Annotated in this window: 14 protein-coding genes; 9 read left to right on the top strand and 5 right to left on the bottom strand. The window is 64.2% G+C overall.

Annotated features, from left to right (window positions below; genetic code table 11):
- The 3 genes from rplP to rpsQ are packed head-to-tail and all read left to right on the top strand — an operon-like array spanning nucleotide 1 to nucleotide 946.
- Nucleotides 1–417 carry a 50S ribosomal protein L16 gene (rplP, locus tag ACWEFV_RS19000; protein ID WP_036441254.1) on the top strand — a complete coding sequence of 139 codons (417 nt, stop codon included), beginning with the start codon at nucleotides 1–3 and terminating at the stop codon, nucleotides 415–417.
- Nucleotides 417–650, top strand: a complete 234-nt coding sequence (gene rpmC, locus ACWEFV_RS18995; protein WP_090424620.1) for a 50S ribosomal protein L29 — start codon at nucleotides 417–419, stop codon at nucleotides 648–650. Before rplP ends, rpmC begins: the two co-directional genes overlap by 1 nt.
- Nucleotides 650–946, top strand: coding sequence for a 30S ribosomal protein S17 (gene rpsQ, locus ACWEFV_RS18990; protein ID WP_044516145.1), 297 nt, complete (start codon nucleotides 650–652; stop codon nucleotides 944–946). Before rpmC ends, rpsQ begins: the two co-directional genes overlap by 1 nt.
- A 93-nt stretch (nucleotides 947–1039) precedes the next feature.
- Here the strand turns inward: rpsQ and ACWEFV_RS18985 are convergent, their stop codons facing one another.
- The 4 genes from ACWEFV_RS18985 to ACWEFV_RS18970 are packed head-to-tail and all read right to left on the bottom strand — an operon-like array spanning nucleotide 1040 to nucleotide 5984.
- Nucleotides 1040–2494, bottom strand: coding sequence for a DASS family sodium-coupled anion symporter (locus ACWEFV_RS18985; protein ID WP_450071282.1), 1455 nt, complete (start codon nucleotides 2492–2494; stop codon nucleotides 1040–1042).
- A 21-nt stretch (nucleotides 2495–2515) separates the two neighbouring features.
- Nucleotides 2516–3265, bottom strand: a complete 750-nt coding sequence (locus ACWEFV_RS18980; RefSeq protein WP_450071281.1) for a succinate dehydrogenase/fumarate reductase iron-sulfur subunit — start codon at nucleotides 3263–3265, stop codon at nucleotides 2516–2518.
- Entirely contained in the window at nucleotides 3262–5214 is a 1953-nt protein-coding gene (locus ACWEFV_RS18975) for a fumarate reductase/succinate dehydrogenase flavoprotein subunit (protein WP_450071280.1), read from the bottom strand. Before ACWEFV_RS18975 ends, ACWEFV_RS18980 begins: the two co-directional genes overlap by 4 nt.
- Nucleotides 5211–5984 (bottom strand): succinate dehydrogenase cytochrome b subunit, encoded by a 774-nt coding sequence (locus ACWEFV_RS18970; protein WP_450071279.1) that lies wholly within the window; start codon nucleotides 5982–5984, stop codon nucleotides 5211–5213. The genes ACWEFV_RS18975 and ACWEFV_RS18970 overlap by 4 nt, the downstream gene beginning before the upstream one ends.
- Nucleotides 5985–6237: 253 nt before the next feature.
- Here ACWEFV_RS18970 and ACWEFV_RS18965 point away from each other — a divergent pair, with 253 nt between their 5' ends.
- The 4 genes from ACWEFV_RS18965 to ACWEFV_RS18950 are packed head-to-tail and all read left to right on the top strand — an operon-like array spanning nucleotide 6238 to nucleotide 12873.
- Complete coding sequence (locus ACWEFV_RS18965; protein ID WP_450071278.1) at nucleotides 6238–8175, top strand: hypothetical protein; 1938 nt, start codon at nucleotides 6238–6240, stop codon at nucleotides 8173–8175.
- Complete coding sequence (locus ACWEFV_RS18960; protein ID WP_450071277.1) at nucleotides 8172–9695, top strand: hypothetical protein; 1524 nt, start codon at nucleotides 8172–8174, stop codon at nucleotides 9693–9695. Before ACWEFV_RS18965 ends, ACWEFV_RS18960 begins: the two co-directional genes overlap by 4 nt.
- Complete coding sequence (locus ACWEFV_RS18955) at nucleotides 9692–11185, top strand: glycosyltransferase (protein ID WP_450071276.1); 1494 nt, start codon at nucleotides 9692–9694, stop codon at nucleotides 11183–11185. The genes ACWEFV_RS18960 and ACWEFV_RS18955 overlap by 4 nt, the downstream gene beginning before the upstream one ends.
- Nucleotides 11185–12873: an ArnT family glycosyltransferase gene (locus ACWEFV_RS18950; protein WP_450071275.1), complete on the top strand. Its 1689-nt coding sequence runs from the start codon at nucleotides 11185–11187 to the stop codon at nucleotides 12871–12873. Before ACWEFV_RS18955 ends, ACWEFV_RS18950 begins: the two co-directional genes overlap by 1 nt.
- A gap of 7 nt (nucleotides 12874–12880) precedes the next feature.
- Here ACWEFV_RS18950 and ACWEFV_RS18945 read toward each other — a convergent pair whose 3' ends face one another.
- A complete protein-coding gene (locus tag ACWEFV_RS18945; RefSeq protein WP_450071274.1) occupies nucleotides 12881–14074 on the bottom strand; it encodes a lipase family protein in 1194 nt (397 codons plus the stop codon).
- Between the two features lie 125 nt (nucleotides 14075–14199).
- On the opposite strand from ACWEFV_RS18945, the gene ACWEFV_RS18940 reads away from it, so the two are divergent.
- Together ACWEFV_RS18940 and ACWEFV_RS18935 are read left to right on the top strand one after the other, a co-directional pair.
- A complete protein-coding gene (locus ACWEFV_RS18940; protein ID WP_450071273.1) occupies nucleotides 14200–15486 on the top strand; it encodes a glycosyl hydrolase family 28-related protein in 1287 nt (428 codons plus the stop codon).
- A 223-nt stretch (nucleotides 15487–15709) separates the two neighbouring features.
- Complete coding sequence (locus ACWEFV_RS18935; RefSeq protein ID WP_450071272.1) at nucleotides 15710–17788, top strand: alkyl/aryl-sulfatase; 2079 nt, start codon at nucleotides 15710–15712, stop codon at nucleotides 17786–17788.
- The last annotated feature ends 2 nt before the right edge of the window (nucleotides 17789–17790 follow it).

Genomic DNA, 17790 nt, shown 5'->3' with positions numbered 1-17790 from the left:
ATGCTGATTCCCCGCAAGGTAAAGCACCGTAAGCAGCACCACCCACGGCAGCGTGGCATCGCCAGCGGCGGCACGTCGGTGAGCTTCGGTGACTACGGCATCCAGGCCCTCGGTCACGCCTACATCACCAACCGGCAGATCGAGTCCGCTCGTATCGCCATCAACCGGCACATCAAGCGTGGCGGCAAGGTGTGGATCAACATCTTCCCGGACCGCCCGCTGACCAAGAAGCCCGCCGAGACCCGCATGGGTTCCGGTAAGGGTTCGCCGGAGTGGTGGATCGCCAACGTCAAGCCCGGACGCATTTTGTTCGAGATCAGCTACCCGGATGAGAAGATCGCCAAGGAAGCTCTGACTCGCGCAATCCACAAGTTGCCGATCAAGGCACGCATCGTGAGTCGAGAGGAGCAGTTCTGATGGCAGTGGGAACTACGCCTGGTGAACTGCGCGAACTGTCCGACACCGAGTTGAAGGACAAGCTGCGCGAGTCGAAGGAAGAGCTGTTCAACCTGCGCTTCCAGATGGCGACCGGTCAGCTGGCGAACAACCGTCGGCTGCGCATTGTGCGCCAGGAGATCGCACGGGTCTACACCGTGCTGCGTGAACGTGAGTTGGGTCTGGCTTCCGGACCCGTTGGTGAGGATTCGTAATGGCAGATACCAAGGGCCCCAAGCACACGCCGGCCACCGAGACGCCGCGCGGCCGTCGCAAGACCGCCATCGGCTACGTGGTCAGCGACAAGATGCAGAAGACCATCGTGGTCGAGCTGGAAGATCGTAAGAGCCACCCGCTCTACGGCAAGATCATCCGGACCACCAAGAAGGTCAAGGCGCACGACGAGAACGGCGACGCCGGTATCGGCGACCGCGTCTCGCTGATGGAGACCCGGCCCCTGTCGGCCTCCAAGCGGTGGCGGCTGGTCGAGGTTTTGGAAAAGGCGAAGTAGCGAAGGCTCCTTCCCTTCTTCCGCTCCGCGCGAGCAGACTGAAAAGTGCCCCAAACCTTCGGGTTTGGGGCACTTCTGCGTTCGGCGACAGGCTCACCAGATGCCGATGAGCTTCATCCACGCGCCGCCGATGATCGTCCAGATCAGGATGATCACGATGCTCATGGTGAAACCGATCCGGAAGAACTCCGCGGTCTTGATGTATCCGGATCCGTAGATGACACCGGCCGGCCCCGACGAGTAGTGCGCCAGGCCGCCGAACAGGTTCCCGATGAACCCGAACACCAAGGCCGAGAACATCGCCGGCGCACCGGTGGCGATCGCCGCGCCGACGAAGACGGCATACATCGCGACGATGTGGGCGGTGTTGGAGGCGAACAGGTAGTGCGAGTAGAAGTACACCAGCGTGAGGATCGCGAAGGCGATCACCCACGGCAGTGAGCCGACCGCGCCTGCCACCGAGTCACCGATCCAGTCGATCACCCCGAGTTCGTTGAGCTCGTTGGCCATCCCGACCAGCACCCCGAAGAAGACCAGTGTGCTCCACGCAGAGGTGTTGTCGGCCAGGTCCTTCCAAGACAGCACCCCCGTGATGAGCAGGATCGCGATTCCGGTGAACGCCGCTGTGGTCGCGTCGATCCCGAGCAGGTCACTGAGACACCACAACAGCAACAGCAGGACGAAGGTGCCCGCCATGATCCATTCCTTGGCCGACATGGGGCCGGCCTCGCGTAGTTGATCGCGGGCATGTTGCGGCGCCTCGGGTGTTTTCGTGACGGTGGGTGGGTAGACCTTGGACATCACCCACGGCACGGCGATCAGGCTCACGATTCCCGGCACGATCGCGGCGACGGCCCATCTCGTCCACGAGATTTCGATTCCCAGTTTCCCGGCGGCCTCCTGAGCCACCGGGTTGCCTGCCATGGCGGTGACGAACATTGCCGAGGTGATCACGTTGACCTGCAACGCCGTCAGAGTCAGGTAGGCGCCCAATCGTTTACGTGATTCCTCGGGCTCGGGGTAGGAGTCCTCCAGGTGGCTGAGCGATGCGACGATCGGGAACACCACACCACCGCAGCGTGCGGTGTTCGACGGCGTCGCCGGCGCGAGGATCAGGTCGGTGAGCGTCATCCCGTAGGACAGGCCCAGGGTGGATCGCCCCAGTCTGGTGACGAACATCAGCGCGATCCGCCGGCCCAGTCCGGTGATGAGGAACCCCTCGGCGATGAAGAACGCCGCAACGATCAGCCACACCGTGGTGTTGGCGAAGCCGTTGAGCGCTCTGGCGGCGGTCTCGGTTTTCGTGAGCATGGCCGCGGTCATGCCGATGATCGACACGGCGGCGGTGGGTAGCGGCTGCAGGATCAGCGCCAGAATGGTCCCGAGGAAGATCCCGAGCATCCGCATCCCGGTGGGTTCGACACCGTCGGGCACCGGTAGGAAGTACACCACCACCGCGACCAGGATCGGGATGCCCGCTTTCCAGAGGTAAGGCAGCCACGGTGGTAAGCGGCGTTCGCCGGTCTCGGTCGAGCTGGTGGCGGTCATGTACCGGTCCCTCTCGTGGCGTCAGTTCTTCGGCCTGCGCACGCGCGCTCTTACCACCTCGCGGTTGACGGCCGCGATCGCAGTCAAGGGAATGCTCTCGGGACATACCTGGGAGCACTCGCCGTAGCTGGAACACGGCCCGAACTCCTGCTCCATCTGGCCGACCAGACTCTGTGCGCGCCTTCCGCGTTCGAGCTTTCCGCGGGTGACTGTGCCCAGGTGCAGCAGCTTGGCGCCGGCGAACAGATGTGCGGCGCCGTTGGGGCAGGCCGCCACGCACGCACCGCATCCGATGCATGCCGCGAAATCCAGTGCGTACTCGGCATCGTCGTGGGGCAGCGGCTCGGCATCGGCGTCGGCCGCGGTGCCTGCGTCAACGGCGATGTGCCCGCCCGCGGAGATCATTCGGTCCAGCGCTGAGCGGTCCACCACGAGATCGCGCACCACCGGGTAGGCGGCCGAGCGGAACGGCTCGATCCGAATGCGTGCACCCTCGGCGAACGACCGTACGTGCTGTCGGCAGGATGGCGTATTGGCCACCGGACCGTGCGGGCGGCCGTCGACGGTGATTCCGCATGAGCCGCACACACCTTCGCGGCAATCTGAGTCGAATGCGACCGGGTCGCGCCCTTCGGCGACCAGCATGTCGTTGAGCCGATCGAGTAGTTCGAGCAGCGACATCTCCGGGGTTGCGTCGTCAACCGTGTAGTCCTCGTAGTGACCGGCCGCGGCCGCGTCGCTCTGACGCCAGATCTGCAACGTGAGCTTCATGCGTAGTTCCTCGTCTGCAGCGGTACGGCGGAGAAGTTCAGCTTCTCGTCATGTCGCGTCTGCGGCCCGTCAGCGTGGTACTCCCATGCCGAGACGAAGCACCAGTTGTCGTCGTCGCGTTCCGCCTCGCCGGCGGATGTCTGATGCTCGACGCGAAAGTGCGCACCACAAGACTCGTCACGGTCGATCGCATCGATGCACATGAGCCGCGCGAGGCCGAGGAAATCGGCTACGCGGCCCGCCTTTTCGAGCTCCTGGTTGAACTCCGCGCCCTTGCCTGCGACCCGAAGATCGGTCCAGAATTCGGCGGTCAGTTCGTCGATCGCGGAAATCGTGTCGGCCAGTCCCTGCTCCGAACGCGACACCCCGCAACCGCGGTAGAGCAGGTCACCGAGCCTGCGGTGGAATCGGTCCGGCCCCTGGCTGCCGCCGACCGACAGCAGCCCGTCGACGCGTCGGGCCACATCGTCCAGCGCGCCGGCCACCGCGGGATGACCGGCGGCCGGCGGTGCGGTGCCGAGCAGACCGGCAAGGTAATTCGGGACTGACAACGGCAGGGTGAACCATCCGTCGACGCATGCCGACAGCAGCGAGTTGGCGCCGAGGCGGTTGGCGCCGTGGTATCCCCAGCCGGCTTCTCCGGCCACGAAAAGCCCTGGGATGGAGGTCATCTGGTCGAAGTCGCTCCACAACCCGCCCATCGAGAAATGTGCGCCAGGTGCGATCCGCATGGGCACCCGGTACGGATCCTCACCGGTCGCGTCCTGGTACATCGAGAAGAGGTTGCCGTACCGCTCGGCGATCTTGTCCCTGCCGAGCCGCGCCAGGGCGTCCCGGAAGTCCAGGTAGACACTGTTCTTCAGTGGACCCACTCCGTGGCCCGAGTCGATCTGGGTCCGCGCGGCGCGCGACGAGACGTCGCGCGGCGAGAGGTTGCCATATGCCGGATACATGCGCTCGAGGTAGTAGTCGCGCTCGTCGTCGGGGATGTCGTTGGGGTCGCGCCCGTCCCCGGCTTGCCTGGGCACCCAGATCCGGCCGTCGTTGCGCAGCGATTCGCTCATCAGGATGGTCTTGGACTGCCATTCCGAGTTCACCGGTAGCGCGGTCGGATGGAACTGGATGAACGCCGGTGACGCGAACAGCGCACCGCGCATGTGTGCTCGCCACGTCGCAGTGGCATTCGAGTTGCGTGCCAGCGTCGAGCGGAAGAACACGTTGCCGTAGCCACCGGTCGCGAGTACCACCGCATGCCCGGTAGTGGCGCTCACCTCACCGGTGACCAGATTGCGCGTGACGATTCCGGCCGCGCGCCCGTCGGCTACGACAACGTCGAGCATCTCCGTCCGGGTGTGAAGGTTGACCGTGCCGGCGCGCACTTGGCGCAGTAGCGCCTGACTGCCGGCGATCTGTAACTGCTGGCCCGTCTGACCGCGGGTGTAGTAGGTACGCGAGACCTGCACCCCGCCGAACGATCGGGTGGCCAGGCTGCCGCCGTACTCGCGGGCGAACGGCGCGCCGATGGCGTTCATGTGGTCGATGACACGGGCCGATTCGCTTGCCAGCCGAAAGCAGTCCGCTTCGCGAGCCCGGAAGTCCCCGCCTTTCACGGTGTCTTTGACGAAGCGGTCGATGCTGTCGTTGTCGACCTTGCGGGCCCGGGCGGCATTGATGCCGCCCTGGGCGGCGACGCTGTGTGCGCGGCGCGGCGCGTCGTGGAAGGTGAAACACTCGACGTGATAGCCCAGTTCGCCCAGCGCCGCCGCGCACCCCGCGCCCGCGAGTCCGGTGCCGACCACGATCACGGTGAACTTGCCCCGGTTGAGCGGGCTGACCAGTCGGTAGTCCAGGCAGCGCCGCTGCCAGGCCCGGGCGGGATCACCGTCGGGCACGCCGCCGGTGACCGGATCGCCCACCGTGCGCAGGCTCCCGAGTTCCACGGGCGTCATGACACCACCCCTGTCCACACCGCGACGGGAATCGTCATGTTGCCCAACATCACTGCCAGCGCGAGTGCTCCGCCGAGCGCCACGCCGACCTGGCGGGCGCGTTGGCCCGTCACCCCGAGATCATTGACGGCCGTCCATAGTCCGTGCACCAGATGGGCGCCGAGAACAGCCATCGCCAGCAGGTAGAACACCGCGACGCCGGGCCGGTCGAAGCTGGCGATCAGGTTGTCGTAGGCACGGCTGGTGGTTTCGGTTGCGCCGACGAACGCCGAACTGGCGAACGGCCGCGCCCCCACGGTCAGATCGAGGATGTGAAACACGATGAACAGCAACAGCACCAGTCCGCTGACCAGCATGGTGCGGGCGGTGAACGACCGCAGGCCCAGCCCTCTGCGCCGAAACCGGCCGCGGGCCACATGCGCCCGGCGGGTCAGCAGGACCGCGCAGCCGACATGCGCGACCAGGCAACCGAGTAGCACGATGCGGAAGATCCACAGCGCCCCCTCGTAGGGGAGCAGTGGCTCGAGCAGGGTGCGCAGCCAGTGGGCGTAGTCGTCGAAGTGGGCGGCGCCGGTATAGACCTTGAGATTGCCGATCATGTGGACCAGGACGAACAGCGCGAAGACGATACCCGTGGCCGCCATGACCAGTTTGAGTGTCACCGAGGACGGTTGCATGCGCCAGGCCCAGTGCGGGCGGGCGATCGCTGGGCCGCGGGTGACTTCATGGCCGGCGTCGGCGGTGTCGACGTTCTCCGCTGGTGCAGTCATCGGGTTCCCACCTCCTGCGAGTCAGAAATTACCTCGTCCGAAAGGTGATCGCAGAGGTTTTCCGATGTGGCGATTGACGGCCTGCCGGGTCGATGAATTCCCGATGGATTCCGGCAGCAGGTACGTGAAAAGCAGCAAATGATCGACATTGATCTGCCTTATCGGCACCGTGAAGGTCCGGCCACATCTGAATTGGATTCGGATATTTAATTCCGGCGAAGGTGGGTGCAGCCGCAATGCCCGCCCTAAGCTGATGCGGGTGACTTCCCGCATATTGTCTGTGGTCGCGGCCGCGGTGCTCGTTGCAGGAACAGCCATTACGCCTGGGGTGGCCGCAGCCGCTCCGGGAGACGATCCGTCGCTGGTGAGTTCCCCGACATTGAACCTGCGGACGCTCGGCGTAGGTCCGGATATCGCGCTTTACGGCATAGAGGGTTCGCAGACCCTGACAATTCCGGTGCCGCGTGGATTGATTCCCGCTGAGCTGGTCGCGACGGTGCAACTGCCGGTCAACACCCGCGGTGGCACCCTCCAGGTGACACAGGACCAACGCGTGTTGTCGCGCGTTCCTCTGCCGCCCGATCAGGCGCCGATCACGGTACCGCTGGCCGGTGCCCGGGTCGTCGAAAACTCCGTGACGGTGCAGTTGAACGACTACCTGACCATGCCCGACGGGTACTGCGTGTACGACCCGACGAACCCGCTACGGCTGATCAACAGCGACGTTCGATTCACCGGTCTGGAACAACCGCCGACGGTGATCGCCGACTTCCTGCCTCCGGTGCTGAGCAAGCTGACGCTGTTCGTGCCGCCGAATCCGTCGCAATCGGAATCCGATGCCTCGATCGGGATCGCGACGGCGGTGGTTGCCCGGTACGGCCCGCAACGTCCCTCCGTGGACATCGTGACGACCGACGGCGGTCCGGTTGCGCCGCCGCAGCCGCTGGAACGGCAGGTGATCGTGCGTGAGGGGGAGGCGCCTGGATTGAGCTTGCAAGGTCCCAATGCTGTTCCGGCCCTACTCATTTCGGGTCCTTCCGGAGAGGTCACCAACCAGGCCCGGTTGCTGTCCAGTGACATCTCGAAACTCGCGGTGCAGTCAAAGGCTGTTGTGGGGCCGCTGTCCAACACTCCGCAGCTGCCGAGTGACCACACCACGATCCGTCAGCTCGGCCAGCCCGGCGTCAATGCCACGGCCCTGGTCAACCCCCGTGTCACGGTTCCGTTGGATCAGACCCGGCTGGGCCGGACGGTCCGCGATGTCCGGGTCCATCTGCAGGGTTCCTACACCCCGTTGCCTGCCAGCATCGCCGGCCAGGTGGTCGTCAGCATCGGTGGGCAGACGATCGACCGTTGGCCGACCGAGGCGAACGGCCGGATCGACCGATGGGTCGACGTGCCGGATTGGCTCCTTCAGCGCTACACCAATGTGGATATCGCGATCGACGCGGCAGGCAACACCGGTCGATGCGGCGAGTTTCAGCCGATCACTTTGACCATCGACGGTGAAACACCGGTGGAGAGCAAACTGGCCAAACCTCCTGTCCCGACGGGCTTCCAGTCGTTACCGCAGGCTTTTATGCCGCGGCTGGAGGTCGGGATGGACCCGGGGTTCGCCAACCTGCGCCGTGCGGTGCAGATCCTGACGGGGCTGCAGCGCCTGAGCTCACGTCCCTTCGACGCCGAGGTACGTTCGTTGGCCGACGCTGTCGCTTCGCCCAACCCCGCGTTGCTGATCAGTGCCGACGGCTGGAACGACGATCGGATCGCACTACCCGTCGCGGTGAATTCCGACGGTCTGATCACCGTCGAGAACGTCGACGGATCGGGTAGATCCTCCACTCTGACCCTCGATCCGAAGGTGGGCTTCGGATCACTGCAGACCGTCTACACGGGTGGGCGCTCGGTGCTGATCGCCACCTCCAGCCAGGCTCCCGGGGAGCTGGACCGGCTGCTGGGCTGGTTGGGGGCCGATGTGCCGCGGTGGTCGGGCTTGTCCGGCACCGCCGTTCTTGCGATGCCGGGGCGCGACCCCTTCACCCTGACCACTCCTGCTGCCCAACCGGAAAGTGCGACCGCAACCGGCCACAAGTCGGTACGGCTGTGGGTCGGTGCCGGGGTCGTGATACTCGCGGCACTCGGGGCCGGGCTGGTCGCACTGCGTGGGCGGCGGTCCCGGGGACAGTCGTGACGACAACGCTGCAGGGCACCCGGCGCGATTGGGACCGGCTGGCGCAGTGGTGGTTCGGTCTACCTCCGACTGTCCGGCTGGTGTCGCGTTGGGCGCTCATCGCCGTGCTCACGTTCGTGGCATTCCGTGCGAGTCTGCGCAACCTGGTCGAGACCACCCTGGAGGGTGGTCTCATCGGTTATGTCTGGATGGTCCCGATCGCGGCCGCTCTCGCAGCATTGGGGGTGAACTTCCGGCGCCGCACGGAACTGCCGATCCATGACCGGCAGACCGACATCATCGTCGGGGTGATCGGGCTGGGTCTGGCGCTGATGGTGCAGGGTGTCCTGCTGAAGCGCTACTCGGAGTTCTTCCACTTGATGCGGCTGGACCTGTTGGCGCTCTGGCTGTTCATGGTCAGCAGCGCCCTGGTGCTGTTCGGGGTGCGGCCAGTGGCCCGGTTCGCGTGGCCGTGGGTGCTGTTGTCGCTGATATGCCCGTTGCCGTACCAAGTGGTCGTCATCATGCTGGGCGGCGGCAACTTCGCCGCAGGCGTAGGGACCCTGTTGATCGCCGCGGCGGCCACCGCGATCGCGGTGGGCCGTACCCGCAAGCGCGCGGTGGTCGGCGCGCTCGTCGCGTTCGTATTCGGTTTCGCGATCCTCTACGTGATCGACAAACTGTGGCCGCACGTGCCGGTGATCGTCTATCAGTTGATTCCGTCGCTCGCCTCGATCCTCGCGGTGGGCATTGCGGCCCGCCTGTACACGCGCCGCGGCCAACCGAAGAAGCTGCTCGACCGCAAGATCGAACCACTTGCCGCCAAACAGATCTGGACCGCAATTCCACTGGTGGTCGCGGTCGCGGTCGCCATCTCGTTCATGCCGTTGCCGCAGCAGCGCAGTGCCACGCTGCTCAGCCGCAGCGCGCCGTACGATCTGGCACCCGGCATGCGACTGGAGGCACCCCCTGGCTGGACGATCACCGGTGAGCAGCAGTACACCGGGGTGAAACGGTACTACGGCGACGAAGCCGTCCTCATCCGCCAGCGGATGACCGCGGACGTCGGCGATCCGCGGTTCGACAAACTGTCGGCACGGCGAAACCTCATGGTGGACAGCATCGTCAGCGAGTTGCCGTTCTCGTTCGACGCATATCCCGGGCAGGTGCTCTACGACACCACGGGGACCCGCCTCAGCACGCCACGACCGGTCGATCTCGGCTACGGGGTGACGGGGGAGCTCTTCTCGGCGATCGACGACCGGCTGCTGGTGAGCTGGGACGTACTGCGTTTCGCCTGGGGCGACCAGAATGAGGACCAGGTCATCGACATCTTCGCGGTGGACAACCATCTGCCCGACGCGCCGTTCCCCAATCCACAACGCGGTTTGGTTTCCACGCTGCGAAACCTCTTCACCGTGCTGTTCCGCGGCAATTCGGTGTTGGTGCAGCGCAGGCCGGCGTACAAGGATGCCGAGCTGCTCACCGAATTCGGCCGCGCCCTGGTGGCGGCACAGTTCGTGAAGGGTGCCGGTCAATGACTTTCGACGAGACATTCGACCCCGAGACCGTCACCGCCGAGCAGCGCGATTACGCACTCAATCGGGCGATCAACGGTCTGCGTGAGGATGATCCTGTTCATTCGGCGTCCAAACCGTTGATCGGTTGGCAGAAGCCCGTCCTGGTGGCCCTACTGGTGATTGTGATCGCCTTCGGGATCTGGCGACCCCTGCAAACAACGGTGACGCTCATCGGGCTGTGCACGCTGGCTTATCTTTTGACCCTCGGCGACCGGGTGTTGATCTTCAAGCGCGGGTTGGCGTCGCGTCCCATCGTGATCCCCGACGATGTGGCGCGCGCGATTCCCGATGAGGATCTCCCGGCGTACACGATCCTGGTGCCTGCCTACAACGAGCCGGAAGTGGTCGCAGACCTCATCGCGGCCATGGATGCGCTGGAGTACCCGAGAGATCGGCTTCAGGTTCTGTTGCTGCTGGAAGCCGATGACCAGATAACGATCGACGCCGCGACGGCCTGTGGCGAATCCGACGTCATCACCATCCTTTTGGTGCCGCCCGCCGAACCGCGCACCAAACCCAAGGCGTGCAACTACGGTCTGCATTTCGCCACTGGCGACATCGTCACGATCTTCGACGCGGAAGACCTGCCCGAGCCGCTGCAGCTGCGCCGGGTGGTGGCGGCCTTCCGCGACCTACCCGACAACGTGGCATGTGTGCAGGCCAAGTTGGTGTACCACAACGGCCACCAGAATCTGCTGACGGCCTGGTTCACGGCCGAGTACGCGCTGTGGTTCGGTTATCTGCTGCCCGGCATGATGGTGAGCACCTCACCGATTCCATTGGGCGGCACCTCCAATCACCTCCGCCGTGACATCCTGCGGAGAATCGGCGCCTGGGATCCTTTCAACGTCACCGAAGATGCCGACCTCGGCCTGCGCATCGCCTCGAACGGTTATCACACCGCAGTGATCGACTCCTACACGCTCGAAGAGGCGAACAGTGACGTCATCAACTGGATCCGCCAGCGCTCCCGGTGGTACAAGGGCTATCTGCAGACCTGGCTGGTACACACCCGCGAGCCAGTGAAGTTGTACCGCACGTTGGGATTACGCAGTTTTGTCCGGTTCAACCTGGTGCTGGCCGGAACCCCGATCATCGCAGTCCTGAACCTGCTGTTCTGGTTCATCACCGTGTTGTGGTTCCTGGGGCAGCCGGCCGTCGTCGGCTCGGTGTTCCCGCCGCTGATCTATTTCCCGGCCCTGATCGCGATGATCATCGGCAACTTCACGGTCATGTACATGAACATGATCGCCCTGCGCGAGGACGATCGATCCGATCTGCTGCTCGCCGCGCTCAGCGTTCCGCTGTTCTGGCTGATGATGAGCATCGCAGCCGCCAAGGGCGCCTACCAGATGATCAGGCAGCCGTCGTTCTGGGAGAAGACCTTTCACGGGCTGGCCGAGCGTCCGGAAGACAAGGCTGCCCACGAGCAGATGGCCTCCTCGGCGTGATGTCAGCGGCGGCCGGACGGTCGGATTTCAGGCTGAAGCTGACGATCTTCGTCGCCATGCTCTTCGTCTACCTTGCAGTCGGACACTGGTTGCAGGTCCAGAACGGGTTCATCATGGGCGACACGTTGTCACGTGTCGTGGCCACCCAGTCGGTGCTGTTCAGCCGCGATCCGCACCTGGCTGCCCTCGGGTTCATCTTCACCCCGGTGGCCGCCATGGTGCAGATTCCGGCCGTTGCGCTGGGCGCGGTGTGGCCGGATATCGCCGGCCGGGCGTTCGCCGGCACGATCATGTCGGCGACCTTCATGGCCGGCGCCGCGGTGCAGATGCTGAGTATGGGCACCGATCGTGGTCTGCCCCGGGCATATTCGGTGACCCTCACCCTGTTGTTCGCGCTCAACCCGATGATCATCTTCTACGGGTCCAATGGGATGAGCGAAGCGCCGTTCATCTTCTTCATGACATGGGCGGTGCGCCGGCTCATCTTGTGGATGGTCGACGACGATGTGCACCATCTCATCGCCGCGGGCGGCATCGCGATGGGGTTGGCCTACCTCACCCGGTATGACGCGGCGGCCTGCGTAGCGGCGGCCGGGTTCCTGGTGGCCATCACGACGTATCTTCGGGCCAAATCGCCGCCCCGGTTGCGGCGCGCCTTTCTGGACATGTTGATCGTCAGCGGTCCTGGCTTTCTGGCGTTCCTCGGCTGGGCGGCCGCCGGCTGGCTGATCACCGGTGAGGCGTTCGCGCAGTTCACCTCGCAGTACGGCAACACGGCGATCCTTGAGCAATCCGGGCAGACCGCGCCGAATCTGTTCGACGGCCTGATGTTCGCGGCGGTCTGCATAATGCTGCTGGCGCCGACCATGCTGCCGCTGGCGTTGTGGGCGGTGATGCAACGGTGGGGGCGGCCGAACTGGCAGATGTTGGTCGTGCCCCTCGCATTGTTCGGTGCGGTGCTGGTGTTCCAGTCGTACAGCTACGCATCGGGATCGACGTTCCCGTTCCTGCGGTTCTTCATCATCGCGATACCGCTGTGCGTGACCATGGCGATGCTCGGCGTTCCGGACGGGGTCTTCAGGACGCCGACGCGCCGAGGCAGGTATGCGCCGCCGGCTCCGACCGCCGAACCGGTCAAACCCAGGTCTGCCGCGCCGTATGTTGCCGTTGCCGCGACGGTCGCCATCGGTATCCCGGTGACGATGCTCGGTATGGCCCAACCGAAATACGCGCCGCAGGAATACGGACTCGGTGCGGTGCTGAATCCGGATCCCTACAACGTGACCGAGCGTAAGGCCATCGAGCACCAGATCGCCCGGACGTTCAAAACCGAGCGGCAGATCGCCCAGTACCTGGAGAACCTCGATCTGCCCGACAGCTCGGTGATCACCGACACGGTATACGGGTTCGGCGTCCTGGCTGCGTCGAGCCGGCCGCGGGTCTTCGTGATCCCGTCGGACCCGGATTTCACCGAGTTGCTCAATGATCCGACCGCCAACGGGGTCAGATATCTGCTGGCAGTCCCGGCGACCGGGCGCGGCACATCGGATGCGCTCAATGTGCGCTATCCGACGTTGTACGACACGGGTGCCGAGGTGGCCACACTGGAGCTGGAGATTCCCAATGACGGTGACGGCCAGCCGGATTGGCGGCTCTACCGGGTGAACGAGCGGGTTGGCGCGAGATAGCCGATCATCAAGGGTGGGCTGCGCCGAACGCTGCGCAGTCATTGGCTGCCGGAACCGATTTCATCCGATCGTTGAGCCAGCCCAACGCCGCGACGGGATCGGGCTGTTCGCGGGTCGCGTCGGGCCAGAAGGCGATCTGGATGCCGTCACCCATCTTGCAGGCCTCGGTGAGCGCCCGCTCCGTCGAAGCGGCCGGGATCACGGAGTCCTTCCCGGCATAGATGACATACATCGGCGCCTTTGTGGGCCCTTGCGGCAGGTTCGTCTTCTGGATGTAGCCGCGCAGCGTCTTCAGCGCTTCAGGGTCGGCAGGGCGCAGATCATCGGCGCTCAGTTTGTCTGCCAGTGACTTTCGTTGCGCGCCGTCGTTGCAGCTGAGCAGGGCGTCCCAATTCTCCTGGGCGGCACCACGTCGGTAGTCGTCGAGTTCGATGTCGTAGTAGTACTGGTCTTTCAACGCGGAGAGGTAGGCGACATAGGCCAGCTTCTGATCGGTGTTCAGCGTGCCGGCCATCGCGGCGTCCGCGAGGGCGTCGATATTCGCCATCGGCGCCAGAGACGCAGTGGCGACCAGCTTGAGGTCGTAGCCGTAGTTTTCGATGAGTTCGTTTGCGGCCCAGGCGGCTTGTCCACCTTCGCGAGCACCCAGTGCCGCCCAGGATGTGGAGGTGTTCGGCACGATGGTCCGAGCCGCCCGTACCGCATCGATCACGTTGTAGCCGGCCGTGGTCGAGTCCAGATACGGATGGAAGTCGTAATCATCCGGTTTGGCCGGCTTTCCCAGCCCCTGGTAGTCGGGGACAGTGACCACGTAACCCGAGTTCAGCAGCGCCACCACAGTCGCCGCCTCGCCGCGCAGGTCAGGCGACAGCGAGGGTGCACAGTCCGCCGCCGTCCCGGTGCCCGAGTGTCCGAGTGCCACCACCGGAAAACCGCCCGCCGGCGGGTTGCCCTTGGGTACGAACACTGTTCCCGTCACGTGTGAGACCGCATCGTTGACACCGTTGCGCGAGGCGTACGTCATGATCTTGGCCTCCGCGCTCGCCTCGCGCAGCGCCGGCACCAGGTTGTCCAGGGGCGCCTCGGAGACGACGTGGCCGGCGCTGTCCGGCTCTCCGGCCGAGCCCCGGGTCGGAGAGCTGCCACCACACGCCGTGAGAACGGCGAGCGCAACCGACAGCAGAACAGTGACTCGAACCATCGAACGTCCCCTACCGGGTGATCCGCGACTGGTGGGCGGGCAGCCTCCATCTTTTCATCGAGGTGCGGGTGAGGTCTGGCGAATACCCAACTGGAACGGCCGACATCCGCAATAGATTGGGCACCATGTCTGTGATCGATGTGACGTCGCATGGCGCCACCGGGGACGGAACAACCGACGATCATGCGGCGGTGTTGAGCGCTGTCAAGGAAGCGGCTGACGCGGGTGGCGGCACCGTGTGGTTCCCGCCAGGTGAATATGCATTGTCGAATTCGATCGGGAACGGTGACGATGGCTTCGCCCACATCTGCCTGCTCGGCGCGGGAGAACGTGCTGCTCGATTGCGGGTGACTGCCGATGTCGCGCCGATCAGCGGACGCTGGATCGAAAGCCGGGTCGAAAACCTCAAGATAGATGCGAACTTTCAGGGATCACCGGGATTCGACGTCGACTTGGACAAAAGCTATGTCAGGCACTGTTGGATCGTGGGCTGGACCGATTACGGCATGCGGCTCAACGCGAACACCGAGGGTCTGCTGAATTGGATCGACGACAATTTCATCGAACAGAGCACGGGCTACGGCATCTACACCACATATCGGTTCTTCGATTCGTGGATCGTGAACAACAACATCGGGTCGACGGGCCCCAACCTGTCGATCGAGGCAGGGCCGGTGCGCATTCTGGCCAACCACCTCGACGGGGCCCCGCAGAACAACATCGAGCTGAGGGGCAACAAGCAGCTGACGATCATCGGCAACATCTGCGAGGGCGCGCGGAAAGAAGCCATCGTCTTCACGATGCCGTCGTGGCTCCAGACCGATGACGAACAAGTGGCGATTGTCGGTAACAACATCACGAACGGCGGTAAGGGTGCGCCGAACGAGTATCCCGCCATCGGCATCTATTCCGTCGACGCCGACCACCACACCAAGGGCTTCAACATCACCGGCAACTTCATCGCCAATACCGACGAGGGTGCCGGCTGGAGCTACGCCGTGGACGCCCGGTACGTCGATGACATCGCGATTTCGGGAAACCAGTGGGACAACAACGGATACAGTGTCGCGCCGGTGCGAGCCGAGGGGCGCAACGTCGGGATTGCGGGCAACACGTCGGGAAATCTGACGCCGTCGGCGCGGCGCGCCGTTGTCACGTTGTCGGCAGCCGGCACGCTCGAGACTTCGCCCGACACCGAGTATGTCTATCTACTCGCCGCGGGAGCCTCGAAAGCCAAGCTGCCCTCTGCCCTGCACAACACCTGCCGCTACACGGTCAAGAACATCTCCGGCGCCGACGCGAAACTCAGTGCGGCCAAAGGGCAGGCGATCGACGGGGATCCCGAACTCATGCTTGCCGATGGCAAGGCGGTGGATGTGGTCTCCGACGGCGAGAATTGGTGGACCGTCTGACGCCGTCCGCCCACATCGGTGGCGATGCTACTTCGCCAATTTGAGTAAGAGATCTGCGCCGAGCCTTCACGATGATCCGGGCTGAGGAATCCGACACTCATTTGGTTGCTGCAAGATTCGGTTTTCCGGCAATGCGCCGGTAGTGAACGTGCTCCCGTATTGAGTTGGGTCGCTCGGGTGAATTGCACTCGAATGATGTGATTCGGCGGCATAAGTTACCTGCATGGATCCCAATTCGAAGTCATATCAAGCCGATAAGCCTAACGAATTGCGTGCGCGGCTGCCCCGGCGCAGGGTGCTGGGCGGACTGGCCGCGGCGGGTGTCGCGACCACGCTGATCGCCGCATGCGACGACAAGGCCAGCGGTGGATCATCCGGCGGCAGTGGGGGATTGAACACCGACAACAGTGTCAAAGGCGCCACCGAGGCGACGAAGGCGGCGAACAAGAAAGTGCTCGACAGCTTGCCGTTCAACGAGCGCGGCGACTTCGAGGACGCACAACGGAACCTCGTCGGGCGGCCGGAAACGTTGACGATCAAGAACGCCGACGGCGATGTGGTCTGGGACCTGGAGGAGTACAAGAAGTACATCGCCGACGACAAGCCGGCGCCGGACACCGTCAACCCGAGCCTGTGGCGCAACGCGCAGTTGTGCATGGAGTACGGCCTGTTCAAGGTGGCCGATCGCATCTATCAAGTGCGTGGTTACGACCTCTCGAATGTCACGTTCGTCCAGGGCGATACCGGCTGGATCGTGATCGACACAGCGATCTCACCCGAGACCGCCAAGGCGGCGCTGGACCTCGCCAATCAGCACCTGGGTGCCAGGCCGGTGCTGGCAGTCGTCCACAGCCACTCCCACGTCGACCACTACGGCGGCGTCCGGGGCATCGTGAATCAGGCGGATGTCGACTCCGGCAAGGTGAAAATCATTGCTCCGCAAGCATTCGTCGAGGATGCCGTGAGCGAGAACGTCATCGCCGGCAATGCCATGTCACGGCGCGCCATCTATATGTACGGTGTGCTGCTGCCCCGTAATGCCGAGGGCGGCGTCAACGGTGGCCTGGGCATGACAGTGTCGACGGGCGTGCCCACCCTGATCATCCCGACCGACATCATCAGCACCACGGGTACGAAGCTGACCATCGACGGTGTGGACATGGAGTTCCAGATGACGCCGGGCACCGAGGCGCCGACTGAGATGAACACCTTCTTCCCACAGTTCAAGGCCATGTGGATGGCGGAGAACACCACCAACACCATGCACAACCTGCTGACCCTGCGCGGTGCCCAGGTGCGCGATGCCCGGATCTGGGCGAAGTTCCTCGACGACACGATCAGGACCTACGGCCCGAACACTGAGGTGAAGTTCCAGAGCCACCACTGGCCGATGTGGGGCAACGCGAAGATCATCGACTACTGGAAAAAGCAGCGCGACATGTACAAGTACATGCACGACCAGTCGGTGCGGATGACGAACCAGGGGCTTGTCGGATCTGAGATCGCCGAGGAGATCCAGTTTCCGCCGGAACTCGGCAATTTCTGGCCTGACCGCGGCTACTACGGCACGCTCAAGCACAACTCTCGGGCGGTCTATCAGCGGTACATGGGCTGGTATGACGGCAACCCGTCCGACCTCGACGATCTGCCGCCGGCGGACGCCGCCAAGAAATACGTCGAGTACATGGGCGGTGAGGACGCCATCATGGACAAGGCGAAGAAGGACTTCGACGCCGGCAACTACCGCTGGACCGCGATGGTCCTCAAGCAGGTGGTGTTCGCCAACCCTGACAGCGTGAACGGCAAGAACCTGCTGGCCGACAGCTACGAGCAGATGGGTTACCAGGCCGAATCAGGTCCGTGGCGCTCGGTCTATCTGCAGGGCGCCTACGAACTGCGCAACGGGGTGCCGACGTCCGGCGGCACCGACACCGCCAGCCCCGACACCATCGAGGCGATGCCGCCCGAGATGATGTTCGATTACCTGGGAGTGCGACTGAACGGCCCGAAGGCCGCGGGCAAGAACATCAAGCTCAACGTCACGTTCGACGACCTGAAGAAGGATTACACCCTGATCGTCGAGAACGGCGTGCTGAACTATGCACCGGGCAAGGTCGGCGATGCCAACGCGAGCCTCACGCTGTCCAAGGAGACGATGAACCAGATCCAGATGGGCAAGCTCAAACTCGACGACGGCATCAACCAGAAGAAGGTCACCGTCGACGGAAACCGGGATTCGGTCAGCGAGTTCATCGGGCTGATGGACACGTTCCCGTTCTGGTTCAACATCGTCACGCCGTAGCC

The sequence above is a fragment of the Mycobacterium sp. NPDC004974 genome, assembly GCF_053600815.1.
This window is presented reverse-complemented; position numbering and strand designations above follow the sequence as displayed.